Raw genomic sequence first — 26,980 nt, forward strand, 5'->3', positions numbered from 1 at the left:
TCAAATCAACTTAAAAGGCTGTTAGGCGCACAAACTGCCCAACCCGGTCGGCTAATTGTTGTTGGGTTATGCTTTGCAGGCGCTCAAGGCCAAACCTTTCAACGCAAAACGATGCCAATGCCGACCCGTGAATGATGGCGCGTTTCATGTTTTCAAAACTTAAATCGGCGGTGCTGGCTAAATAGCCCATAAAGCCTCCGGCAAAAGTGTCGCCTGCGCCAGTGGGGTCAAATACTTCTTCTAATGGCAGGGCGGGGGCAAAAAACACTTCGTTTTCATAAAAAAGTAAAGCGCCGTGTTCGCCTTTTTTAATAATCAAATATTTAGGCCCCATGGTAAATATTTTTTTTGCAGCCTTAACTAAAGTATATTCACCCGAAAGCTGCCGGGCTTCTTCGTCGTTTACCATCAATAAATCGACCTTTTTTAAAACAGCCTGAAGCTCGTTTGGGGTATTATCCATCCAAAAATTCATGGTGTCCATAGCAATTAATTTAGGGCGTTGGGCAAGCTGCTCAATTACCCGCAACTGTACTTGGGGTTGTAAATTGCCCAACATAAGCATGTCCGAGCCTTGATAGGTAGGCGGCACGTGTGGTTCAAAACTACCTAATACGTTTAACTCGGTTGCAAGCGTATCGCGCGAGTTGAGGTCGTTATAATATCGCCCTGACCAAAAAAAACTTTTTTCGTTGGGTTTAATTTGCAGGCCATCGGTTTCAACACCTCGTTGTTGAAGGTCGGCTATTACCGAATCCGGAAAATCGCCACCAACAACCGCAATCAGCCGGCAAGGGGTATTAAAATAGGTGGCAGCATAACAAATATAGGTGGCGGCCCCGCCAACAATTTTATCGGTTTTGCCAAATGGTGTTTCTATCGCATCGAAGGCCATTGAGCCAACAACCATTAATTTATACATGTAAATATAGCTTGTAAATTAGTTTATATAAATAAAATTAGTAAACATTTTGTATTGTTTAATTGATTTGTTTTTTTACTAATTTCATGGGTTTGTTTTATTATCCGGCAAATATACAAACAAATTAGTGGTAATTTATTAGTAAAGGAATAGTTTATGGCGGCGGGCATATCATCTTAAAACCAAAAAAATACTATCTTTGCCCCTGCTATTAGTGCAATAATCGATTTTATAACTTATACTTATTTCGTTTTTTTAATGAGTCATCACGAGCACCCTACCGATGTGGGCGTTGACCGCCTACTCGGAATTGGTTTACTGGGTTTTGCCCTTACCACTGCATTGCATGTTATTGTGGGCGTTTTATTTGGTTTTAGGGCCAATTTTATGTACTTTTTTTACTTTTTATTCCTTATTATTACTATTATCGGCATTTTCCGCTCCAAATAGGGGTATTTTATATTGCAACGGTATTTTTTTTGCCTCTCCAAACACCATCTAAATAAAAACAATGTGGTTTGGATGGGCTTTTATTTTTTATATATAACCACTAAGCACTCAATTAGCCTATGAACCAAAGTTTTTTACAATACGTTGCCAACGACACCCCATTTGATCCTCAAAACTTAAAGGCGCTCAAAGATTATTGTTTTGTTTTCCCATCAAAGCGGGCAGGCACCTACTTTACCCGTATTTTAGCCAAAAAATTTGGCTCTCAACCATTTTGGAAACCTCATATACTTAGTATCGCCGAGTTTACCAACCAAATATCGGGTTTGGTGATAGCCGACCAAATAACCTTAACTTTTGAGCTGTTTGAAGTGTACAGCCAGTTTGAGCCTTCTATACAACTTGATACTTTTTATAGCTGGGCTGCCATTATATTACAAGATTTTGACGAGGTGGATAAATCATTAGTGGCTGCCGAGGCTTTATTTGCTAACCTTAAAACCAGAAAGCAATTAGACGAAGCTTTTGAACTTCCGGAAGAACAATTTGCCTTTTTACGCCATTTTTGGAATATTGTGCTGCAACATTATCCGGATGCTAACGCCAGCGATGCAACAGCAAGCAACAACGAAATGGTGAACGAGTTTATGCGTATATGGCAGTGTTTAGGTCAGGTTTATATTGGGTTTAGGCAACGCTTGTTCAATAATGGCCTGGCTTACGAGGGTATGGCGCAACGTTTATTGTTAGAACAACTATCGAATAAAAAAATGCGCCTGCCTTTTACCCATATTGTTTTTGCCGGATTTAATGCGCTAACACCTGTAGAAAAAGGTTTGATTGACTACGCTGTAAAAGAACAAAATGCCCTTGTTTATTGGGATGCCGACTATTTTTATTTAGAAAACGAAAACCACGAGGCCGGAAAATTTATCAGAGAATATTACCAAACTTATAAAAATCACGAACAGCACAAGTGGGGCGGATTAACTAATTTTACCCAACAGCCAATCAATATAAATATGGTGGGCGTGCCTCTAAAAATAGCGCAGGCACAATATGCAGGGGCACAGGTTGGGCAATGGCTAACGGCAAATAATAACCAAAATTTACAACCCAACGAGGTGTGCATTATACCCGGCGACGATAGTTTGCTGCTGCCTGTATTGCACGCCTTGCCCGCTCAAATAGGCGCACTTAATATTACGGCAAGTTACCCGCTGCGCCACAGCCCCCTGTTTCTACTGCTCGAAGATATTGCGCAACTACAAAAACTGCGCCGCATCTACTATAACGACCCTAATGATGATGATGATGATGATGATGATGATGATGTACATGATAGTAATGAAGATGCGATGGCTGATGGTAAGAACCGGCAACAACAACAACAGCATCCGGAGATAGCAAGCCCAACATCCGGAAGAACAGTTTTTTATGCCCGCCTTGTTTTGCAAATTATTAATCATCCGTTTCTAAAAATTTTTGCCCCTAACGAGGTCGAAGAGCTATCTAAAAAAATAGTTAAAACAAACCGATTGTATTGGTATGCCGAAAATATTAAATTAAACTTGCCGCACCCTGTTTTTGAGCTTGTTTTTACCCCCCTGCATACATTTGTTGATTATATTAACTGCTTTCAAAAAATTATACTGGCTGTTTTTGAGGCTTTGCACGCACCCCCTGTCGCCCAAACCACTACCGGAGAAGAAGAAGATGATGACGATGTACTAAACCAAAAACCTACGGAGCAAAACCTGTTAAATAACGATACTACGCCAAATAAAAACGAGGCCCTAACCACTCCCAACACCAACAAAATTGAGGTTGAGTTGGCGTTTCATTTATACCGAATTGTACAACAATTAGCCGATGCTTTGCAACGCTATGGCCGAATGATTGACCCAGACCTGTTTTGGCGTTTATTGCGCGAAGCTGTTTTTAACACTAAAGTTCCCTTTGAAGGCGAGCCGTTAATGGGGCTTCAAATAATGGGCTTATTAGATACCCGCGCTTTGGATTTTAAAAAAATAATAATTATGGGCTTAAACGAAGGAAACATCCCTACGTCGAGGCCGCAAATAACTTTTATACCTTATGGGCTGCGCCGTGCTTTTAATATGCGCACCTTTAGCGAACTCGACAGCATTTTTGCCTACAATTTTTACAGGTTACTACAGCGCTGCGACGAGGCTTGTTTAATATACAATACCGAGGTTGGCAAAACAGGTGCAGCCGAGCGAAGCAGGTTTTTATTGCAACTCGAAAACGAACTGCCACAGGTCGCCGTAACAGCCGGCAACAGCCAAGTAAAGCTACAAACCATACTGCCGCAAATTAAACTTAGTCCCCCTTTACCCAATTTGCCGCCCGTGCAGGTAGTTAAAACACCCGAAATTATGGCTAAGTTACACCGCTATAACCATGCCTCGCCAAACCAAGAAGAAAAGGGGTGGTTGTCGGCATCGGCAATAATTACCTATTTAACTTGCCCCATGCAGTTTTATTTAAAATATGTTGCCGGCCTCAAAGAATCCATAGACTTAGAAGAAGAAATGCAAGCTAATACATTTGGCAATATTGTTCACCGGGCAGTTGAATTGTTGTACGAAAAAACAAAACAGCAAACACTAACCAAAAACGAGGTAGAAAAACTATACTATAACGATAAACTTATTGAAAAAAACTTGCTTAAAGCATTTAAAGACAATGATTTTGACCACTGGCGCACCGGACAAAATAGAATTATGAAGGAAATTATGTTTAATATGGTAAAAAAAGTTTTAGAAATAGATGCCGATAATGCCCCTTTTGAAATAATTGACCTTGAAACAAAAGAATTTCAAGTGGTTTTACCGCTGCCAGCACAAACCGGATTAAAATTAGAAATTCGCCTGCAAAGTGGTATTGACCGTTTAGATAAAATAATTGCGCCAAACCAAACCACTTTAACCCGGGTGATTGACTATAAAACCGGCGAGGCAACTATTGCATCGCCTAAAAAAGGTACACCTTTAACAGATTATTTAGACAAATATTTTACCGACACACAGTATAAAGCCGGATTTCAAGTTTATTTTTACAGTTATTTATACCATAAACTAAACCCCGACGCCACAATTTTACCCTGCATTTATAGCCTTAAAAAAGCCAATAACCCCTACCTTCGCTTGCAGGGGGGGCAGGGGCTTGGAAACGAGTTTTTTACCCTTTTTGAAGAAAAATTGCAAGCCCTTTTAATCGAAATTTTCGACCCATCGAAGCCGTTTATCCAAAATACAAGCCCTAAGGCATACCAATATTCACCGTTTAGGGGCATGGTGAACACCTGCGAATAATAACACTGCGAGGACAGCGGAGAGGGTATTCCTCGTTGAGGGAGTGGGGCGAGTAAGGCATCCGGAGAAAGAAAATAACTGCTCAATTCTATTCTTTGTCTTTATCTTTTATAATAATGTATTTGATTTCAAGGGGTGTTGGTGGGTTTTGTTGTTGATTTTCATTAGGCGTAATAGCCGGGTTTGTAGGGTTTTGTTGCTGATGCAACTGGTTAATAAAGTCAATAAGGTCTTTGGGTGGGGGTGGGGGTACCCACCATGGGTTTTCGTGGGCATTTAAAGGGTCTTCTTGGGGGGAAGGCGGTAATATTATTTTTTTGGGTGCAGTTGCCTGTAAATAGTTTTTATGTAAAAAAGCTACAGATATACCTGCCACAGCTCCGGCTATATGCCCCTCGAAAGAAACACCTTTCATTAAGGGTAATAACCCCCAAACCATACTACCATATACAAAAACCATCATTAGCGATAAAGCCATTGAGCGCCTGTCGCCGCGCAAAATTCCGGATGCAAATAAAAAAAAGGCAAATCCATAAACAATACCACTTGCCCCAATATGTCTTACGGGGTCGCCGCTAAGGGTTTCGCTGCGGGCAATTAGCCAGGTAATTGTACCGGCTATTAACCAAATTTGCCACACAACGCGCCAGGCAATAGGGCGGTATAATTGCAATAGCAAAAAGCCTAAAAACAATAAAGGCGCTGAGTTTGATGCTAAATGGGCATAATCGCCAAGGGCTTCAAAAGGCCTGGCGTTGCCATGCACCAAAGGCATGGTTAATATGCCAGGCAGCCCTTCGAGGTGGCGCGGCCAAAGGCCCCAGTTTTCAAAATTATAATAGCCAAAACGTTCCATTATTTTAATCAGCCACAAAAAACTAACAAAAAATAACGGTATAAAGAGGCTTTCTTTAAAGTGTTGTTTTTCAGTTATTTCCATATAGTAAAATTTACTTCATTGAGTTTTTTTTATGTTAATACTTGCACAATTTGAGCGAAACTATTACCTTTGTCGCTTCTTAAGAGGAAGAAATAAGAAAAGGCTTATTAATTTTTATCGTCCATTTTTAAAAAAAACTGTTTAATTATACTTAAAAAAATGCCAAACCACCCTTATTAGCTTAGTTAGTTAATAGGCATCCGGATTTTTCATTGTTTGTGCATTTGCTGCTATCTATATAACATAATAATAATTTTTATATTCAATTTTTGCTGGGATTTTCTTTAAAAACTATTTGATTTCTTTTATCTCCGCCCAGCTACAAAAATCCACCTTTGCCTTATGGAGCGATGTAAACACATTTGCTGTGCGTTTTTAATTTTTTTTTGTTGGTTTCTGTTTCCGGCGGCAAATACACAAGCCGCTTTGTTTTTAGAACCTAACCCCGAAACAATTAATCTGCCTCCGGCTACTTTGGCACTGTTTTCTTCAGAAGAATATAGTCGTAAAATCTCTCTAATAAAATCGGAATTGCCCCTTATTTGTAACAACCAGGTTGTGCGTCAAATCGAATCGTACACCGGAAGAAACAAAGAATTATCGCAAAAAGTTTTAGGCTTAACCACTGTTTATTTTCCGGTTTTTGAGCAAATATTAGTAGCCAATGGCGTGCCAATAGATTTTAAATATCTTACCATCATCGAGTCGGCTTTAAATCCAAACGCAGGTTCGCCTATGGGTGCGCGTGGATTGTGGCAGTTTATGCCCGGAACCGCTCGGAGTTATGGGCTCAAAATTAATAATTATTTAGACGAACGCCGCGACCCTCACCGCAGTACTGAGGCTGCCGCTAAATATTTGAGCCGCCTTTATGACGAGTTTGGCGACTGGTTTTTAGTACTGGCGGCTTATAATTGTGGCGATGCAAAAGTAAAACGCATCGTAAAACAATTGGGCGGCAATGTATCGTACTGGGACATACAACCTTATTTGCCCCGCGAAACACGAAATTTTGTTCCGGCTTTTATTGCAACTATGTATTGGATTAACTACTATTTTGACCACGATTTGCAATATACCATGCCTCTCGACCCGCCAAATTTTAATAGCTCTGACACCTTGTTATTGCGCGGTCGAATTAAGTTAGAAACAGTGGCCAATTACCTTAAAATGCCACTCTCAAAATTTCAAGCCTTAAATCCGGCATTAGTTAAATCAGAAATTCCAGCCGATAACAAGCATTATCCGCTTAGGGTTCCGTTTATAGAAAAATATGAACTCAGTCAAAATATAAAGGCTATTTACGATGGCAATATACCCGAACCCGTTGACGCAGACCCTACACCGACACCAAATTATATAGCGTGGGAAGCCAACAGCGAGGAAACAAAAGAGGCTAAAGCCAAAGAAGAAAACGATGGATTTACCGTCAGTTACCCGTCAACGTATAATATGCCCACTGATGATTCGGCTATACCACCGATAGATGACGATAAAACTTATTATATTGATGCCGATGGAAATATTGCTTGGAAATTAATTACACCTATTGCCGGAAAAACGACTGCTATGGCTAAAAAAAATCCGGATAAACCTGCGAAAAGAAATAAAGTATCGGCAAAAAATGCAAAACCAACAGTCAAAATAGTTCAAGAAACGATTGAGAATACTAATATTGCCGCCGAGGAGATTATTCCGGAGCCTGCTACTGACGATTACTATATTGACGAAAATGGCTATATTGCATGGGAACCTGTTACAAAAATATCTAAACCGGATGCCGATGAACCGGCTACAAAATTAAGCACAAAAGAAAAGGTTACGAAAAAAGCTGGTACTTCTAAAAAAACAGCCACTTCAAAGCCCAAATCAATAACTACCAAAGACCCAATACCCGCCGCCAAAGAGACAATTGTAACAGAAATAGAAAAAACTACCTTGTTGCCCCCTGACGAAGATATTAATGCCAACAACAATACCCCCGAAACTGAAAACAACGGCGAAAACAATGACACCTATTTTTACGACGAAAACGGCAATATAGCTTGGATACCCGTTGGTGAAACCACTAACACTAATACTAATACAATTGTTAATACGTCTGGCAATAATCAATCCATGCAAACCCTCCTTGATGGCAACAACGAAGACGAAAAATTTTTAGACCCCAAAGATTATGACGATGAAATTGCCATAAGCGAAAAACCGACTAAAAAAATAAGCGCTAAAAATTCCCAAAAGCCCTCGGTAACTACAAAAAAACAACAACTTAAAACTATTACCTATACCGTAAAAAACGGCGATAGTTTATGGGACATAGCCAATAAATACCCCTTAAATAGTGTTAGCGTTATTAAAAAGAATAATAAACTAAAAGGCAATGCCTTAGATGTGGGCATGAAATTAAAACTGCTGGCAAAATAAAAATTAGGGTAACTACACAGGTTGTAGTTTGAAGATTAAGTTTAGGTAAGATAATACCTCTAAGTTTCTTTTACGAAGGGTATCAATAACAGAGCGGATGATACAAAAGGCGTCTTGCCCCGATTTAAATTGTCCGGATATTTTTTGCTTAACCTTAATGTTTCTAATGGCTCTTTCAGAGGCATTATTATCGGGGGGTATGTCTAAATTATAAAGACAGGGCGTTAAAAAATTTCTGTATTTAATCATAGATGTTTGAAAAGTGAGGGTATTAGGGTATTGTTCTTTATGTATTGTTATCAATAGCAAGTCGTTAAGTTTTTGTTCAATTTCTTTGGCTTCTTTGTCTTGTTCGTAACAGGGTTTGTCATTTTTAACCAAGGTTTTTCGGGTATCAAAAATAGCGGTCAAGAGTTGCCTAAATTGCAGGGCAAAAGGGTGGTTTTCAGTTTCTTGTAAGAAGATAATATTTCTTTGTAAGTGTGCCAAACACATCTGATACCCTTTGGTAAAGGCATTTAATTGAGCTGCCCAGCGGTCGGTTACTAAAACGGTGTGGGCTAATTTATTGCCCCAAATCTTCTCGATGGTTTCTGCACCTCGATTTTTAGAGGCGGCAATAAAGGTGTTTTTTAGGTTTTGCCAAACCCATATCCACCATTTTTGTCCATTGACTTTAGCACCCGTTTCATCAGAGCCAACAACTTTACTTGCAGCGATTTGGGTTTTTATTATCTGATAAACGCCCTCACTCTTTTTGCTGCATCTTTCCAAAATATTGCCTATTGTTCCCTGCGAAATGAGCAAAGAAAATACTTGAGCAAACAGGTTTTGAAGACGCACAAATGGAATATGTTGATACACAGAAAGATAAGATACAAACGACTCCACCGTACTGCCATATTGAATAGGGCTATTAACACCCAAGTGGAAAATCGGCTACCTGCTTGGCATTCCCGACAAGTGCAGCTATATTGACGATATTCTTCATAAATGGGCAATATCGGAGGAATTTCTACAACTTGGCGCTTAGCCCTCAAAGTATAGGTCGAACCGCTTAACGACGCACCGCAATTTTGGCAATATTCACTTTTTAAGTCTATAATTTTGTCAGGTACAGCCTGCATTGCTAAGGTCGTACCTTCATAACCAGGCTGACCACCGCCTTTTTGTCGCTTTTAAGCCGAAGGCTTTTTGTTTTTGCAGGTCTGTATATATCACTCGATGGTGGCAGGGATGAATTATGCGAATCTTTTTTGATAACAGGTTTTGATAACTGTTCAAGCAATAGTTTTACCTTTGCCGTCAAGGAAACTACCTCCTGGCGAAGTTGCGCATTCTCGGCCCGTAACCATTTTGCTTCTTGCTCTGTCATAGCCGCTAAGGTAACCTTTTTTCTTTAGTCAATAAAATATTGTTTTTTAACACCTACCTGAGTAGTTACAAATCTTTTAATCCGTTTTAGACAAAAAAATTACCTTAACAGCGTACAATTACCCTTTAGCAATTCGGTATTTCCGGATAGGGGGTTAGTATAGGTAAGTACATAGGCATATACGCCTACGGGGGCGGGGGCGTTGTTGTGCGTTCCATCCCAGCCCGATTGCGCCGCGCCGCTATACACCACCTGCCCTAATCGGTTGTAGATAGATAGGTGGGCTTGCATGGTTTCTTTGTTCGATGCTACTAAGGCAAATATATCGTTTATGCCATCGTTGTTGGGGCTAAAAGCGGTGGGCAGGTCTATTTTTGCGCTTTGTTTGGGTTTGGTTGCGCCCTTAGAAGGCAGGTACTGCCCCGGTGTGTAACTGCTGGTATCTTTGGGGGGCAGGTAAAACCAAAGCGAGCTATCTATGGCTGCTGCTTGGGGGTTGTAGGGAGAGGGGCTAAATTGGGTGCTGCAATCTATTACTTTAATGGTAATAGAATCGAGGTACGACCACGAGCAATTATTACCCACCTGCACATAATAGGTTGTGGTTTGGGTGGGGCAGGCAGGCGGCGGATTGGCGGTGGTATCGGCAAAGCCAGGCGGATTGCTATACCACAGTATTTGGGTATTGGGCAGGGTATCGCGCACCCACACTTGTAGGTTTACACAATACAAACTATCTACACATAATTTAGTGGTATTGTTGGTGGTATAGGCTTGTATTTGGTTGGCATCCTCAATATATATTGGCGACAAATTATCGAGCAATAAGCCATTAGCTTGATTAATGATGGAATCGGGTATAACCTCAATACGCAAATGCGTGTATGTTTGCTTGGGTACAAAGCTAATGGTATCGCGGTACCAAAACCAAGGCAGTTCGTCTCCGTGGGTTTGGGCGGTATGCAGCAGTTGGTCGTGTAAACACGAGTCGGTACCCGCCCAAACCTCATACACTGCTTCAATATAATTTAAAGCAGGGGCTAAATCGCATATATCCACATAAAAAAAGTGTTTTTTATTGGGTAACATAGGACATTCTAAACGCTGCCCTATAGCTTCCCAATCTATTATACCAACAAAGGTCTCGCCATGCGAAGGGCCTAAAAACCAAAATATAGTATCAAAAATATCGGGTGTCAAAGCGCATATATGCCAATCGTCTGCCATGTAGTTTGGGTCGCCTGTAAATGGTATTCCTTCTAACGAAGGATTTTTTATGGGTATGTAATTAGTGGGTAATTGCCAAAAAAGCAACCATATATAAACAAACATAAGGCACAAAAATGCGCCTGCCTATTACAATGCAATGGGCAGGCGGGTTAAAAAAAATCTTAATGGTTGTTAATTAGTAGTTTGCCAGTATAAATTACACTATTATTGCGTAGTATTTTATACAAATACAAGCCATTTAATAGGTGTTGCAAACTAATGGTACTGCCATTTTGTTGGGTGTTTATGCTTTTTCCGGTTAGGTCGTATAATTCAAACGTTATGCCATTGCCATCACCAAGTAAAAAAACTCTATCGTTTTTAACAAAAAACGGAGGTGTTAATGCAGGGGTTTGTGGTGTTTGATTTTGATGTTTACCTGTTTGGTATGCTTCGCTAATTTCGGCATCGCAGTTTTCGTCAAAAATTAGTTGTAAATTAAAAAGGGTATTGTAAACCGCCCGCGCTTTGTAAACAGTTCTGCCACCGCGTATGGGGCAGGTATTGGCTATTTTTGTTATATCGTCTGCATCTTGTTTCGTATAACTGTATTTAAAGCCCAAATTGGCATTTACCAATAGGGTTAAAACGGTTTTTTGGTATTCGTCTTGTAGCGTTTTGGGGGTAATAGTTGCTAAATCGCCTAATAAACTAAGCCAAGCACCATCGAGGTTGGGCAGGCTATCTTTTTCTTGTTCGTTATTAATTAGGGCGGTAGCTAATTGTCGCTCTATTGCAACAAGTTGCCCGTGAGGGGTTTTGGCAATTTCGGCATAAAAACTGTCTAATTCGGCATATTTTTCTAAAGTATCGAGGTTATCGTATAAATACGAGTAGGCATAAACTTCGTCCCAGTGGCGGTGTTCTGCCTCCCAACCTTCGGGGTAGGTTTTTTCGCCATTGGCAATTAAAACAAGCCCATGCCCTATGTTTAACTGCACCCCTATATCGGTACAATTTTCGTTTAGGGGTGGGTTGGCAGGAATAGTTGGGCTAAATGTGATTGGAAAACAAGCCAATTCGTTTGTATGGTTTATTGGATTATAGGGGGCTATATTGCGCACCATAAAAGGCGATAAATTACCATACGTTAAAACGGGTCCTCCAATAGGGCTATTGCCGTAGGTGCGGGTATCGTTGGGGCAGTAGGGCACCCAAGTATTGTCGTTGGTAAAGTTTGCCGAGCCTTGCCCACCAATAACGCCACCATTGCGCAGGGCTACGCCAACGCGGTGGTTATTTAAGGCATTGCCCAACAAGGGGGTCGTTTGGTTGTCCATACTACCGCAAAACGACCATAAGCAATTATTGTTTATGTTACAAAATACTAAGGCATTGTCGTTGCCTTCGTTGTATATACCCGTTATTCGGTCGTCTGCGTATAGTAGTTGGTTTGTACCCGTGTAGCTAACCATATTATTAAAAATATGGGGTATTAAAGTGGCATCGGTACGCATACCATATTCGGGGTTGTTATTAACCAACAAGGGGTGTAAAAAAACCTCGTTGTTGTGTATGCGTGGGTTATTAAGGCTTGCTGCATAAATGCCAATTTGCACGTTGTCAAGCGAGTTATTTTGTATTTCGTGAAATCCGGTTCCCGTAATGCCGTTAATGTCTAAAACGCCCCAAAATGTATTGTTCGCTTGTGAGTTGTTAGATATTCGGTTCGAGCAAACATCAACATCCGATAACGAACACAAAATTAACCCTACTGCCAAGCCTACATTTTCGATGGTATTATTGCATATATTAATGGTGGCGTTGCTATTGTTTTCGACATAGATACCCCATACATCAAGGGAAGCATTATTTAGATATAAATTGCTGGCGTTAATGGTATTAGTCGAAACATTTAAGTTTAAATTATTAGTCTTCGAAAGCACCGCTCTATTACAGTCGGTAAAATTGTTTTCATTTACTACCGATGTAGTTGGTGTAAAGCCCCAACCATCAAACAGTACAGCAGCTGTTTCGTTGAGGGGGTTTGCGCCAGATGTTAAGTCAATATCTTTAAACACATTATTCCCAACCGAAACGTTAGAGGCTAATATGCCAATGCCTATTTCTAAGGCATTAAAGGTATTAGGACTTGATATACCAACTTGTAAATTTGCTAAATTATTTTTAAAATATATGCCCATATAGCTTCTTTGATTGATGGTGGGATTATTGGTCCAAGGATTAATTAGTTGCGCGCCGGTTGGAAAGCCCGGATGCGTTGCCACAACCAGCGTAGAGGCAAAAGTATTGGCAAGTACAACAAAATTAGGTTGCGGCGAGTCGTTCAATTGTACTTGTATGCCGTAAAGATTGTTTTCAAACAAACTTGCTGTAATATTTATTTTCGTGTTTCCAAAACTCATTACAGCTATTTCCGCGTCTTGTATATGCGAATTAAAAATGTTTATTGCCGTGCCTGTATTAATTATTGGTTGCGTATTTAACGAGATAATACCTAACCACATCGTATTAGTACATGCCCATAAATGCGAGCTTATAACATTAAGTGTTATGCCTTCGCTCACCGAAATATCGGCATCGGCGCATAACCGTATTTGGCAGTTAGAAAAAGTGGTGTTTGCATCAACTAAAAAGGTGCCACTAATTAGTATATTTACACCTGTAAAATTAGTACCCACATTGCTGCTGCTCTCGTTTGTCCATATAAAATCGGGAGTAAATGGCGTGTCGCAGGTGCAAGGCTGTTGAGCACTTAATTTAAACGAAAACAACACTTGGAGGCTAATCATAACGATAAGGGAACATATTACCCCCCCCCCGAAATTAAAAAAAAGAATTAACGTTTTTCATTGTTTATATATTTGAGATGAAAATTGAGTTTTTTTATTTCGATGGTCAGTCAGGTTGATTTACCCCTTGTAGCACCTAAAATATTTATACCAAACAAAGTTACCCTAATTTTTATATTTCCGGATTTGATTTGGTTTTTTTACTATTTTTTTTATTAGATGTTTAAGGCGTTGCCCACATCTGCCTAAACCTTGTTGCCTATGATTACCTTGGTTTTTTCTTCTTCCGGAAAAATCCTGCTAACTAAAACCTTTCATCGGTTTCTGCTATTTTATTTATTTATATTCTTTTGCCTTGATGCAAAAGAACCAAAAAATCAAGACCTTCAATAAATGCAACGCCTGCACGGTGGCAAAAGTCTAAAAAACAGCTATTAAAAAAAACTCGCTTCGCTCGAACAGATTTTTAATTAGCTGTTTTTTGCCTGCGGCACGACTTTTGCCTTGTTTCGGCTGCATTTCTTGAAGGTCGTTAGGCTTGCGCACGATGCTTGATATTTAGAAATAGTTGCCCACATCTGCCTAAATCTTGTTGCCTATGATTACCTTGGTTTTTCCTTCATTCCGGAAAAATCCTGCTCATCCTAAAATCTCTTGAGTTTGACAGCAAAATTCAAAAAAATGCTGAAGAAAGCGGTAAATAGGGGTTTTAGGTGGTTGTTTTAAAAATTTTGTACTGAGCCGATTTTTTGGTTAGGTATTTGCGAAGTTAGGAATAAGCATTACTTTTGTGGTATGCCATTTTTAAGAATAGAAAAGAAGCCATCAGGGACATATATACGTATACTTGAGTCATATAGAGATAGCAATGGGAGGTCAACCCATAGGATTTTGTATTCTCTTGGGAAGGTAGAGGATTATACGCCGGAGCAGCTAAGGTCTATGGGCGCGAAGCTTTATGAATTAGCCGGAGGAGAAGCCAAAGATTTGCTGAGGGGTTCTATTGAGGAGTAGGGCAGTTTAAAAATATAATCATAAAACAGTAATATATCTAGTAGGTAAAAAAGCCGTTTATGGTATAAAATACTATAAACGGCTTTTTCGTAGTTGGTTATTCAATTACTTTGAAACCAAAAGATGCGCTCATTCTGTAGTTTTCAAAACTAAGTATTTGCTTAGTACTAGTTTTTATATGCTTTAAGCCATTATTCAACAGAAAATAATAATTATTATCGGTAATATTACCATTCATCACCAAATAGGGGTAGGTTGCTACGCTCGCGCAGCCTCTGTTGGGTAAATCGGCATCTTCTACATCAGAAGATTCAAAACCAAACTTAACAATATAAGAGCCCATCTGTTTAGGTATTAAGGCGGTTTTTACCACTTTTTGGCTGCCTACTTGTTCATAAATAAATAACCCATAAATATTGCTGCCTTGCCAAATTTTATACTCGCCAATAGGGGTATAGTAGTCAAATAGATGTTCGGCTTGAATAGACCCGTATTCTGCCGTAGAGTCTATTTTATCTAACATGGGGTAAATTCTTAAATCGTATTGATGGAAATCAACCATTGATTTTGAAACGGTATCGTACAATAACGAATCTATGGTAGAACTCAACCATATCGTATCGCCAATTTTATAAACCGTATCAGCAGGGCTTATATTTAGGGGTATGGTTATATGATATTGTGTAAAACAGTTTTCTAAGCCGTCGTCAAATAAACAACAACCATATATCAATACCATAGCCATGCATGCTGTTGTAATTAAAGTTAGTATCTTTTTCATGGTTACCAGGCGTATTGGTTAAAAATATTGTCTAAATCAGTTGTATTTTGCCCAGCGGGTAGGCTCGCCTCCATATTTGCCCTAAATTCCTCCATTGTAGTAGGGCAGCCATCACTAATGGCATTTAAGCAGGCTTGCATGGTATAGCCTTGCAAATTTTCGTTTACAATAGGGTCGTTTACTAAAGCGGGGTTGTTGGCGTTATTATCCATACAATCTAATAACAACCTCTCGGGTATCCAACCAAAAGGGTCGGCACCTACGTTGTTTGGCAGGTCCTCTTCTAAATGGTATATATGACGTCTTCGATTTTGTTCTATTGGGTCTGAAGAACCTGTCCGGCTATGGTTTAGTCCGTAGGTTCTGTCGGTATAAATATCGCCTGTATGATAGCCCCAGCCTTCAATGATAGCGCAGCGTTCGGCACCATCGGCGGTGCCGTCTCCATACCCGTTATTGTTAACAATATGATTGATGTTGCCTAACCAATAATTGCCGTTATTAAGTGTGTTAAAATGCGCTGCATGCCCGTATTCGTGGTAAAATATGGTTTATTTGCGCTTGCGTGCTAATCACAAGCAGGTGAGATAAATTGAAGGTATAAATATTGCGTTAAATTTACGGCATTTATATTAAGTTGTATGCGTTTAAATAAAAAAGTTCATTCGAACTATTACCGGCAGGATTTGAGGGGTAAGCCGCTCCGCACCACTTTTATCCGGATGATTTTTTTGCGGTTTTTTAGCTCGAAACTGGGAGCTTCCAGAAGTTTTAAGACAAAAATGGCAACTGTATTAGCCCAATACCTCACTTTGTTTTGCTGCCCTATAAAATAGGCTTTTTATTATGCTTTTTCTTTATGAATAAGCATTTTGTCTTGTTCTATTCATACCCTTGTGTTATATCAACGGTGCCGACTGAGCCGGTTGTCCATTGCACGGTAATAAAGGGGGTGCCTTGCCCGCTTAAAATTGTGCCGCCCGTAACCGTCCAAGTGTAGGTCGAGTTGGGTATTTCGGCAACGCTGTAAATGGCAACAGCGCCGGGCAAACAATCGCCTACAACAGGCCCGTTTATTTGGGGGTTGGTTATACAAGGCGGCGAAACAAACTGGCTTACCAAACGCAAATAAGCTGCCTGCGTGTAAATACCTATTTCGGTAATTTCCCACGAGTTTTGAGGCCAACTTGTATTCCACGAGTGGTAACTTTTTTGAATAGGTTGATTTTGTGGCGGATTTATAGTACAGTTACAAGCACCATCGGGAACATAGGTTGGATTAACGCCTCCGGGAATAAATCCGGATGGCGGGCCGTACAAACTTTCACCAACCCTATCCCAGTTTGTAGAACCATCATGAAACCAGGCATGGTAAATCTCATCAACCGAGTAAATAGCCCCCTGTTTGTTCATATTGGTAAAAAATGCAAGGCCATTAGGGTTAAAGCCATGGAAATAATGCAAAAAACCTGCACAGGCATTTCGGTAATTTACGCTATCAACCACATCAACGCCAAACTCGTACATATTGCTAAACATATTGCCTTTTATGCTTTTAGTGGTATTGCTTCCCCAAGTATAGTCGGCATCTTTTAAGTAAGCTCTGTAAGCATCCTCATTGCTGGTAAAGGCGGGCAGATTTTCGGTGGTGCCGGTAATTGAGTTTTTGTAGGTGGTTTTGATATTGTTAGCTACTAAAGCCGTGGCTCCGGATGTTTTGGCGTAGTAAAGCAGCGCATCTTGGTAATTACCTTCAAAAGGGTAGGCAAATCCCCATTGCAATAGATGGACGTTTCCGTAATTATTGTCCACATCGGTGCGGTAAGTAGCGTTTCCTGTAAGTGCGTACAAATAAGCGGCAGCACTTACTTTAAGGGCATCGCGGTTATAGGCAAAGTCGCCGTATTCGGGGTTCATGCTCGAAAATCCGGTATTAAAATATTGAATATTGGGGTTTGCATTTGCCCATGTGTAGGCATTAATAGCGGCTGTTTGAAGTGTGTTTCCGTAGGTTGTCATGCTTGATATACCCAAGGACTTGTAAACAATGGCGGCATGGGCAAAATTGGCGGCGGCAGTAAGGGTGGCTGTTGTGCCGGCCTCGCCGTAAAAACGGGCAGCCAAATCGGTACTTGGGGGCGAGCTTGCCGCAAAATTGGCTACCGATACTTTGTTTAGCACCGAGCCGTTGGCATTTTGCATTTTAAGTAACCAATCGAGCTCAATTTTTAATTCGTCTAAAATATCCGGAATATTATTACCCGATTCCGGAATTCCAAAATTATCTGTCCATGCAATTGAGTTTTCTTCGTAGGCGTATAAAAATGCTTGTACGGGCGTTAGCGTAAAATTGGTATATTTGTTAAAGTCGCCGGCATCATGCCAGCCGCCCGAAAGGTTTTTGCTGTTGGCAGGTAGTGGGTTGGTTACTAATTGGCAATCGAGGTCTTGGTTGGCGTGGTTATGGCAAATTGCATCGTCGTGTCCGGGGGTAGTATAGGCAGCATTTTTTGCCACACCGCAACGCTGGTAATAAAAGGCGTGCAATGCCTCGCGTTGGGTAATGCGGTAGGCGTAATCGCTAATATTAAAATAATCTGAACGAGTTTCACTTATAGGCTCGTAAACATAATAGGTTCCGGGAGTGGTAAAGGCACTAAAATCGAATTGCCAAATATAATCGCCCGATTGGTCGTGTTTTATCCCACCCTTCCACATCGTATTGTTGCCCGAAAAAACAGTTTGATTGTCAGCTTTACGCCGTAACTCGTAAGTAGTTAAACTGGGATAAAAATCGTTATCGTTATTATAGCCATCGCTTGCCCAACTAATATTAGCAATTTTTTGGGCGGTGGGTAAGTATCCAAATTGGTCAACTTTAATTTGATGACAATATGGTGGGGTTGGTATATTGTTTAGTGATGAGGTTTTGTAGTTACTCAAGGAAAAAGTGTTGAAAAATGCCCAAATTACCCTTGCCGGACTTAAAGGCGTATAGGCGTTTGAGGGCCATGCGTGCCCTAATCCGGATATTAAATGCAACTTAATTTCATCGTTTCCGCACGAATTGATAATGTATTCGGTTAATCCGGGATAAGGAGTTTCGGTGTAATAGGCAGTGCCGTCGCAACCTCCGGCTGTGCCTTGCGCATAGTTCGATAAAATATCTATCCAGTTGGCATTAACCGCCGGAGGAATTACAACACCATCGGCAGTACCATGGATATGAAAAATAGGTTTTTCGTTTAAATTGGCCGGAATATAATTTGCCCAGTCGCCCCAAAGGCTGGCAGCTACAGGGGCAATGGCGGTAATTTGTCCGGGCAATGCTAAAGCTAAGTAGTATGCCATAAACCCGCCGTTCGAGAAGCCGGTAACATATACTTTGTTGCGGTTTATTTGATAATCTTCGTAAAAATAGTCTATAAGATCGGAGGTAAAATTAACATCATCTGTTGCGTTGGCATCGCTGGGGTGGCCGGGTGTGCCATCGGCATAAGCATTCCATTGTAAAGTGCCGCCAATATTGGTGCTGTTAGGGTAAACAACAATAAAATTTTCGGTATTTGCAATGGCGTCAAATCCAGTTGTAGCTTTTATGCCGGCACCGGTACCCCCCGCGCCATGCAGCACAATTACCAAAGGTAAATCTTTGCCGGGCGCATTAGTAGGCAGGTGGTAATTAAAGGTTCGGGTAATACCGCCCGAAACAAAACTGTCTGTGCCATCAACTTGGGCAAAAACAGGTGCGCAGGGCAAAAAAACTGCAATAAAAACGATTACGTAAGTAAAACACAACTTAATTTGCATAGGAAGAACTGATAAGAACAGAGTGAACGATTAAACTAAGCACCAAAGTTAAATTTATATTTGCGCACTTGCACCGCGGAAAAGAAACTAAATTGTAATTTTTTTTATTTTGATTTTCCGGACTAGCTGAGCTAATCCGGAAAAGACAATATAATCGGGCTTGTATCACCAACTGAAATGCTTCTTTCTATGCAGTCAAAAACTAAAATTTGTTAGCCTTGTTTTTAAAAAATAGTTGTAAATTGCTAAATAACTTAATTTTACAACCAAATTTTACACCGATAAAACTATAAAGTGATGAATTTTAAACATCACATCCTTAAAGAATGCCACCCAAGTCGTCTTTAGCACCCCATAACTTATCCCCTCCACTCCGGCAATTATTTTTGCAACATGTTGCGCAAACAAGTCCACAGCCTTTATTATTAGAAATTACCCATGCCGAGGGCATTTTCTTATATGATGCTTTGGGGAAAGCCTATTACGATGCTATTTCGGGCATAAGTGTTAGTAATTTAGGGCATGGCAACCCCGCAGTCGTTGCTGCCGTCCAACAGCAAGCAGCCAATTTTATGCATCTAATGGTTTATGGCGAGGTAGTACATGCGCCGCAAGTGCAATTTGCCCATTTGTTATGCCAAAATTTGCCTCAACAACAATTAAATAGTGTTTATTTTGTCAATTCAGGTGCCGAGGCGGTAGATGGCGCTTTAAAATTAGCCAAACGTTATACCGGGCGCACCCAGCTTGTGGGCTTTAATAATGCGTATCATGGCAGCACCCATGCAGCCCTTAGCCTTATGGGAAACGAGTATTTTAAACAAGCTTACCGGCCATTATTGCCCGATGTTAAACACCTACCTTTTAATAATGAAGTAGCCTTGCAACAAATAACACAGCAAACAGCAGCTGTTTTGATGGAGGTAGTTCAAGCCGAAGCAGGGGTAATATTGCCAAACCCCAAGTTTTTAACTGCTGTTCGGCAGCGTTGTAACGAAGTTGGGGCATTACTTATTTTTGACGAAATACAAACCGGTTTAGGGCGCACCGGAACTTTGTTTGCCTTTGAGCAGTTTAGCGTAATTCCGGATATCTTATTATTAGCCAAAGCCCTTGGTGCCGGAATGCCTATAGGCGCATTTATTACATCGCAGCAAATTATGGAGGTTTTAAAAACTAATCCGGTACTTGGGCATATTACCACATTTGGCGGACATCCTGTTTGCTGTGCGGCAGGTTTGGCCGGATTACAAGTCTTGTTAAGTACAAATTATATAAATGAGGTAGAACAAAAGTCGGCCTTGTTTGGCCAGCTATTAAAACACCCTAAAATAATAAATTTACGCCGTGCTGGCCTATTAATGGCCATAGAATTTGAATCCGAACAATTTAATCAACAGGTTATTACCCATTGTTTACAGCGCGGCCTTTTAACCGATTGGTTTTTATTTGCTCCTAATTGCCTGCGTTTAGCCCCACCATTAACTATTACTACTGAGCAAATTCGGGCAATTTGCCAACTTATTATCGAAAGCATCAATGCTGAGTTTTAGGCACCTTACAAATCAACAAATTAGTTACGGTGTATCTATGTTTTATTTTTATACCCCCAATATTTGACGATAAACAGTTCAAATTTGCTCGGTAAAAAGCAAACGAACTAATTAGGTACAAATAAAAACCCCCGAAACCTTTTTCTTCGCTCGGGGGTAGTTGTGTTTAAATTAAAATTAATTTACATTACTTTGTAATTAAAGTAAATTAATTACGCCATCAAAACTTGGTGGTGCTTATTTTTTAGCGCCAGCAGCATCTTTGGCAGCATTTTTAGCGGCATCACCAGCTTTTTTAGCGGCATCGCCGGCTTTTTGGGCAGCGTCGCCAGCGGCAGTAGCAGCATTTTTAGCAGCGTCGCCAGTAGCAGTAGCGGCATTTTTAGCAGCGTCACCAGCAGCAGCAGCGGCATTGCTAGCAGCATCACCAGCAGCAGTAGCAGCGTTAGTAGCAGCATTTGCAGCAGCATCAGCAGGGTTAGTGGTGGTAGCGGGGGGAGTAGTTTGGGTTGTAGTTTCAGGCTGTTTAGCGGGTTCTTTTTTCTCGCCGCCGCATGCAACTAAAGCCATAGTAGCAACTAAAGCAATTAATAGTACTTTTTTCATTGTGTTAAAAATAAGGAAATAGTGAAAATAGAAATTAAAATTTTTAATGGATGTAAAATCCAAGCTACAAAGTTAAGGCAATTTATAATACCAAACTCCAGTTGTTAAATTTTTCTAAAAAAAAACATAAATAGAACTTAATTTATGGTTTTATTACCTCTTGTAACGTAAGTTTTTACATGCTAAGTAGGTACTAAAATCATAAGGATAAAAATAGTTAGTGCTTACTTTGATAGAATAAATAGCCTGATTTGATAAAACAAACCGGCATTTACCTGTCACGCATAAGTAATTTTGTAAGCTAAAATAGAGATTTAATGCCTTAATCTTCCGGATTTTTGTCGGTCAAATAAATAATTACCGATATCGGGGCGCAATAAATTATTTCATTTCAATTCGTTTTGTTAATTTTGCGCCATTAATTAGCCCTTAATTACAGCACATAAATTTATTTGACGTTCTTAAGTTATGCAAGAAATAACTCCTACCAAAACATTTTGGAAACGCCCCGAAGGTAAAACAGGTGCCTTTTTTGGCCTTTTATTATTAGGCGGCGGTGCTTTTTTACTTTATACTTTTTTACCTGCCTTAATTGCTTTAGCAGCAAATACGCTTTACTTAGTAATTATGCTATCGGTGTTGGCAGCAGTTGTTTATGTTGTCCTCGACCCTAAATTCCGCAATTTAATTTGGTATATTTATAAAAGCATTATGCGATTTATAACCGGATTATTTGTAAAAATTGATCCAATAGGTATCATTGAAAGTTATGTGGACGACTTGCGCAATAACCTTAAAAAAATGGGTGAACAAATTTCGATGTTGCGCGGACAAATGCGCCGCCTTAGCGACGAAATTACCAAAAACGAGCGCCAAATGCAAAGCGATATGGCTTTAGCAAGTAAAGCCAAAGAAAAGGGCAAAGACAATATTATGGTGCTAAAAGCTCGTAAAGCAGGCCGCCTTCAAGAGTCGAATTTAAAATTAACCGACCTTTATAAAAAAATGGAGGTGCTTTATAAAGTGCTCTGCAAAATGTATGAAAATTCAGAAGTGCTACTCGAAGACATACAAGACGAAGTGTCAGTACGAAAACGCGAACGCGAGGCTATCCGTGCAAGCCACTCGGCAATGCAGTCGGCAATGAATATTATTTCAGGAGATAAAGACCGCCGCGCTATGTTTGATCAAGCAATGGAGGCCATAGCCGATGATATAGGTAATAAAGTGGGTGAAATGGAGCGTTTCATGGAAATATCATCGAATTTTATGGAAAGCATAGACCTGCAAAATGGCGTTTTTGAAGAAGAAGGCCTTAAAATGTTAGAAAAATGGGAGAAAGAAGGCTCTTCGTTTTTATTGGGCGCCGAAAAACAAAGTATCATTAACTCGTCGAACAGCAGTGATTCAGGCACCCCCATTGATTTAGATGCACCAGTGCAAGCACCAACAAAAGAAGGGCGCAAAAATCAATATTCAGATTTATTTGACTTTTAATATTTTTATCCGGATTCCGGAATTTAGCTCTTATTAACAAGCGATGTTTGGTACCGCCCAACATCGCTTGTTTGTTTAACAACCTAATTGTGTAATTTTGCCTCTTTGTTTAAGGCTAATACAATTAAATCATGAGTACCTGCTTAAGTGTAAATGTAAATAAAATTGCCACTTTGCGAAACGCACGTGGAGGCAATATACCCAATGTGGTGCAAGTAGCCCTTGATATTGAACAATTTGGCGCAGATGGAATTACAGTTCACCCCCGACATGATGAACGCCATATAAAATACACCGATGTATATGCCTTAAAAGAAGTAATAACCACCGAATTTAATATTGAAGGATATCCGGATACGCGATTTATGCAAATGGTATGCGATGTTAAGCCAACCCAGTGCACCTTGGTTCCGGATCCTCCGGGCGTATTAACTTCGAATGCCGGATGGGACGTGCTTAAACATCAGCAGTTTCTGTGCGATATTATCGCCAAATTAAAAACACATGGTATTAGAGTTAGTTTGTTTATAGAAACCGATGAAAGGCAAATTGTGGCTGCCGCCCAAACAGGTGCCGACAGAGTTGAACTATACACAGGCCCGTATGCCGAACAATTTTTACTCCATCCCGAAAAAGCCCTAACCCCCTATATACAAGCAGCTAAATGGGCACAAAGGTGCGGCTTAGGCCTAAATGCTGGCCATGACCTTAACTTGCAAAACTTACCCCAATTTGCCAAAATGGTGACAAAGTTATTAGAAGTATCAATTGGCCATGCACTCATTTGCGACGCTTTATATTATGGTTTACAAAATACGATACAATTATATAAACGTGCGCTGGATTGATTTTGAGTTGGTAAACTATCTTAAAACTAAAATGTTTTGGCTATTTTTTACAAGTTTTTATCTATTCACATACATTTTTCTAAATAAAATTTTAATAACTCGTTTAAACTTCGTAAAATTGCGCGTTGAAATTTCTTATTTTTTAAACAATAAAACTAAGTAACTTATGAAGAAGCTATACGCTATTATGGCGTTACTGTTTGCCTTACTACTGCCTTATCAGGCAATGTATGGCCAAGCAAAAGGAGCTACTGTACGAGTGGTTACTGGTACAGTTACAGATGCTACAACTGACGAGGCCTTAGTAGGCGTAAACATTGTAGTAGTTGGGTCAACAGGCGTTGGTACAGTTACCGATTTAGATGGTAAGTACTTAATTAATGTTCCTTCAAGTGGTAGTGCCTTGCAATTTACCTATGTTGGCTACAGCCGACAAGTAATTGACCTTGGTACATCGAATACCATTGACGTGCAAATGAACGAAGACCGCACGTTAATGGGCGAAGTTGTTGTTACTGCCTTAGGTATTAGCCGCGACTCGAAAACCTTGGGTTATAGCACTGCCAAAGTTGATGGCGATGCTATTAATGCCACCAAAAACAATAGTGCATTAGATGCGCTAAATGCTAAAGTTCCCGGACTTGTAGTTTCAACCGCATCAGGGGCACCCGGTGCCTCGACCGTTTTAAACATTCGCGGTTTTAACTCAGTTACAGGCAACAACCAACCCTTGTTTATTGTTGATGGCGTGCCGCTTAACAACCGCGGCAACGGTGGTTCTACCTCGGCCTTAAACTCAAGCGATGATTTTAATCGTTCAACCGATTTTGGTAACCAAATGAACGATATTAACCCCGCCGACATCGAAAGCATAGACGTATTAAAAGGTAGTGCTGCCTCGGCTTTATACGGTAGCCGTGCTGCCAACGGCGTTGTGCTTATTACCACCAAAAAAGGCAATGCCAACCGTATAAAAGTTGATTTTAACACCTCTTACACTCAATCGGAGGTTTTGCGTGTGCCATTCTTACAAAATACCTACGGACAAGGATGGAGCGGCTTATCTGCCTACGAAGAAAATGGAAGCTGGGGCCCTAAAGCAGACGGCAAAGTTCGCCTTTGGGGTAATGTTGTTAACAACTCGCAACAATTAAAACCTTTTGTTATACAGGAAGACAATTTGCGCGAATTTTTTGAAATTGGGCGCGGTTTTAATACTGGTTTGTCATTAGGTAGCGGAAACGAAAACAGCAATTATCGCTTCTCTTACTCGTTTGCAAATGCCGATGGTGTAGTGCCTTCAGATGGCGACACCTATAAACGTCATACCTTTGGTTTTAACGGCGGAACCCGTTACAATAAACTGTCTATAGGCTCGTCTATTAACTACGTAAACAAAAACCAAAGTGCCGTAGCTACCGGACAAGGAGATGATTCAGGTGCTGGCAATGTAGTTTGGCAAGAAATTATTCAAATGCCACGCGACCACTCAATTGTGGACTACGAAAAATACAACGACCCAACAGACCCCGCACGTGATTTTTATAACTTAGATAACTTTTTTACCCCTTATGCGCAAAACCCATATTGGACACTATACAACCAAGGTAACCAATATGACGAAGACCGCGTTTACGGAAACATTGAATTAGGCTACGATATTTTAACTGACTTAAAATTGATGTGGCGCGGCGGTGCAGACGTATCAAATGCTTTCCAAAAAGATTGGGGTAATTTAGGTATTATTAACGATGGTACACCAAACTCATCAGCTAATGATGTTGTAGGTGCTGTTGCCGAAATAAGCCGTAAAAACCAACAGTTTAACAGCGATTTATTTTTAACTTGGAAACGCCAACTTAGCGACAAACTTGATTTAAGCGCCACAGTTGGGCATAATATCAATGCTCGAAACGCCAATCTCTTTGTGTCACAAGTAACTAATTTAGTAATTCCGGACTATTTTAGTCTAAGTAATACTACGGTAACACCGGTAACAAGAAGGGTTATATCGCAACGCCGGTTAGTAGGTGTTTATGGCTCGGTATCACTTGGTTTTGACCGTTGGTTATACCTATCGCTTGGTGGCCGTAACGACCGTTCAAGTACATTGCCTATCGAAAACAACTCGTATTTTTACCCAAGTGCAAGTGTAAGTGCTGTTTTATCTGACGCGTTTACAATGCCAAGTAAAATTAATTACCTCAAACTACGCGCGGGCTATGCCCGTACTGGTAACGATGCCGACCCCTATCAAGTACTACCTGTATTTATAGCAGGTCAATCGCGCGCTGGGGGCTTTGGTAGTGTTTTATTCCCATTTGGTGGTGTTAATGCCTACGAATTGTCAAACAATGCAGGCAACAAAAATTTGCGCCCCGAATTGACCTCGGAAGTTGAATTTGGTGTGGAAACTAAACTGTTTATGAACCGTTTAGGCTTAGACCTAACCTATTTCAACCGCAACACTTCTGACCAAATCATCAATTTGTTAGTTGAGGCTGCATCCGGATACACCAACCAGACAACTAATTTGGGTAAAGTACAAAACAAAGGATGGGAAATCGCTCTTTCAGGAACTCCGGTTCGTACCCGTAATTTTACATGGGATTTAAACTGGAACTATACCAAAATTGACAACGAAGTGTTAGAATTAGGTCATAGCGATAAAACCTCGATTCTACTGAACTCAAGCTACGATATTGATTTGCGCGCTGAAGTAGGTAAACCCCTTGGCGCAATCTATGCACCTCAAGAAGCTACTGACCCCAATGGCAACGTTATTGTAAATCCCGTAACCGGATTGCCCCAGCTTGCTGACGATAAAGAATATATGGGAAGCATTAACCCCGACTTTACTATGGGCTTTGGCACTGCACTTAGCGCTTTTGGCCTTACCCTTGGTGCCGATGGCGACTATCGCCAGGGTGGTGTATTTTATTCTTATACTGCACGCTTAAATTATTTTGTAGGTAACGCATGGGAAACACAGTACAACGACCGCGAACCATGGATAATTCCTAACTCGGTAGTTGATGCAGGAGATGGTACCTTTGTTGAAAATACTACACCAGTTTCAAGAGCTGACGTATTTACTTACTACGGTGCAACCGACTCGTGGCAAAATAAACACGTTTTACCCAAAACTTTCTTTAAATTGCGTAACTTGTATTTAAACTACCAACTACCTACCGCCTTTGTGCGCAAAGCAAATATTGAAAAAGCTACTATAGGTGTTTTTGGACGTAACCTTATTTTGTGGACCCCATCTGGCAATCACTTTGTTGATCCGGAATCGAATACATTTGGTACCGACCTAAGTAGCATGTACGGCGAATTCTCTACTGGCCCATCTTCTTACACTTATGGTATACAACTTAACGTAACATTCTAAACCAAA

General features: G+C 40.4%; 18 protein-coding genes. 7 read left to right on the forward strand and 11 right to left on the reverse strand.

The window, feature by feature from the left end; genetic code table 11:
- Positions 1–10: 10 nt before the first annotated feature.
- Complete coding sequence (locus IPI59_08945; protein ID MBK7527659.1) at positions 11–922, reverse strand: bifunctional hydroxymethylpyrimidine kinase/phosphomethylpyrimidine kinase; 912 nt, start codon at positions 920–922, stop codon at positions 11–13.
- 258 nt (positions 923–1,180) lie between these two features.
- Between IPI59_08945 and IPI59_08950 the strand changes: the two genes are divergently transcribed.
- Together IPI59_08950 and IPI59_08955 are read left to right on the forward strand one after the other, a co-directional pair.
- The gene (locus IPI59_08950; GenBank protein ID MBK7527660.1) at positions 1,181–1,372 is read left to right on the forward strand and encodes a hypothetical protein; all 192 of its coding nucleotides are present in this window, start codon (positions 1,181–1,183) and stop codon (positions 1,370–1,372) included.
- A gap of 119 nt (positions 1,373–1,491) precedes the next feature.
- On the forward strand, positions 1,492–4,710 hold the full coding sequence (locus IPI59_08955) for a PD-(D/E)XK nuclease family protein (GenBank protein ID MBK7527661.1): 3,219 nt from the start codon (positions 1,492–1,494) through the stop codon (positions 4,708–4,710).
- Between the two features lie 88 nt (positions 4,711–4,798).
- Here IPI59_08955 and IPI59_08960 read toward each other — a convergent pair whose 3' ends face one another.
- Positions 4,799–5,566 carry a rhomboid family intramembrane serine protease gene (locus tag IPI59_08960; GenBank protein ID MBK7527662.1) on the reverse strand — a complete coding sequence of 256 codons (768 nt, stop codon included), beginning with the start codon at positions 5,564–5,566 and terminating at the stop codon, positions 4,799–4,801.
- Between the two features lie 426 nt (positions 5,567–5,992).
- Between IPI59_08960 and IPI59_08965 the strand changes: the two genes are divergently transcribed.
- Positions 5,993–8,074 (forward strand): transglycosylase SLT domain-containing protein, encoded by a 2,082-nt coding sequence (locus tag IPI59_08965; protein ID MBK7527663.1) that lies wholly within the window; start codon positions 5,993–5,995, stop codon positions 8,072–8,074.
- Between the two features lie 12 nt (positions 8,075–8,086).
- Here the strand turns inward: IPI59_08965 and IPI59_08970 are convergent, their stop codons facing one another.
- From IPI59_08970 to IPI59_09005, 8 genes are all read right to left on the reverse strand, one after another.
- Positions 8,087–8,965, reverse strand: coding sequence for an IS66 family transposase (locus IPI59_08970; GenBank protein ID MBK7527664.1), 879 nt, complete (start codon positions 8,963–8,965; stop codon positions 8,087–8,089).
- Positions 8,857–9,201 (reverse strand): IS66 family transposase zinc-finger binding domain-containing protein, encoded by a 345-nt coding sequence (locus tag IPI59_08975; GenBank protein ID MBK7527665.1) that lies wholly within the window; start codon positions 9,199–9,201, stop codon positions 8,857–8,859. Before IPI59_08975 ends, IPI59_08970 begins: the two co-directional genes overlap by 109 nt.
- A gap of 2 nt (positions 9,202–9,203) precedes the next feature.
- A complete protein-coding gene (locus tag IPI59_08980; GenBank protein ID MBK7527666.1) occupies positions 9,204–9,449 on the reverse strand; it encodes a hypothetical protein in 246 nt (81 codons plus the stop codon).
- A 99-nt stretch (positions 9,450–9,548) separates the two neighbouring features.
- Positions 9,549–10,781 (reverse strand): gliding motility-associated C-terminal domain-containing protein, encoded by a 1,233-nt coding sequence (locus IPI59_08985; GenBank protein MBK7527667.1) that lies wholly within the window; start codon positions 10,779–10,781, stop codon positions 9,549–9,551.
- A 59-nt stretch (positions 10,782–10,840) separates the two neighbouring features.
- A complete protein-coding gene (locus tag IPI59_08990; protein MBK7527668.1) occupies positions 10,841–13,471 on the reverse strand; it encodes a T9SS type A sorting domain-containing protein in 2,631 nt (876 codons plus the stop codon).
- A 1,111-nt stretch (positions 13,472–14,582) separates the two neighbouring features.
- Positions 14,583–15,266 (reverse strand): hypothetical protein, encoded by a 684-nt coding sequence (locus IPI59_08995; GenBank protein MBK7527669.1) that lies wholly within the window; start codon positions 15,264–15,266, stop codon positions 14,583–14,585.
- 2 nt (positions 15,267–15,268) lie between these two features.
- Entirely contained in the window at positions 15,269–15,478 is a 210-nt protein-coding gene (locus IPI59_09000) for a hypothetical protein (protein ID MBK7527670.1), read from the reverse strand.
- Between the two features lie 670 nt (positions 15,479–16,148).
- On the reverse strand, positions 16,149–19,076 hold the full coding sequence (locus IPI59_09005; protein ID MBK7527671.1) for a glycoside hydrolase family 9 protein: 2,928 nt from the start codon (positions 19,074–19,076) through the stop codon (positions 16,149–16,151).
- A 326-nt stretch (positions 19,077–19,402) separates the two neighbouring features.
- Here IPI59_09005 and IPI59_09010 point away from each other — a divergent pair, with 326 nt between their 5' ends.
- Entirely contained in the window at positions 19,403–20,629 is a 1,227-nt protein-coding gene (locus tag IPI59_09010; protein MBK7527672.1) for an aspartate aminotransferase family protein, read from the forward strand.
- Positions 20,630–20,866: 237 nt separating this feature from the next.
- Here IPI59_09010 and IPI59_09015 read toward each other — a convergent pair whose 3' ends face one another.
- Positions 20,867–21,235, reverse strand: coding sequence for a hypothetical protein (locus tag IPI59_09015; protein MBK7527673.1), 369 nt, complete (start codon positions 21,233–21,235; stop codon positions 20,867–20,869).
- 468 nt (positions 21,236–21,703) lie between these two features.
- On the opposite strand from IPI59_09015, the gene IPI59_09020 reads away from it, so the two are divergent.
- The 3 genes from IPI59_09020 to IPI59_09030 all read left to right on the forward strand — a co-directional run bounded on the left by IPI59_09020 (position 21,704) and on the right by IPI59_09030 (position 26,974).
- Positions 21,704–22,732 (forward strand): hypothetical protein, encoded by a 1,029-nt coding sequence (locus IPI59_09020; GenBank protein MBK7527674.1) that lies wholly within the window; start codon positions 21,704–21,706, stop codon positions 22,730–22,732.
- Between the two features lie 131 nt (positions 22,733–22,863).
- Positions 22,864–23,580, forward strand: a complete 717-nt coding sequence (locus IPI59_09025; protein ID MBK7527675.1) for a pyridoxine 5'-phosphate synthase — start codon at positions 22,864–22,866, stop codon at positions 23,578–23,580.
- 226 nt (positions 23,581–23,806) lie between these two features.
- Entirely contained in the window at positions 23,807–26,974 is a 3,168-nt protein-coding gene (locus tag IPI59_09030; GenBank protein MBK7527676.1) for a SusC/RagA family TonB-linked outer membrane protein, read from the forward strand.
- The last annotated feature ends 6 nt before the right edge of the window (positions 26,975–26,980 follow it).

The organism is Sphingobacteriales bacterium (genome assembly GCA_016706405.1).
Taxonomy (GTDB): Bacteria; Bacteroidota; Bacteroidia; order Chitinophagales; family UBA2359; genus BJ6.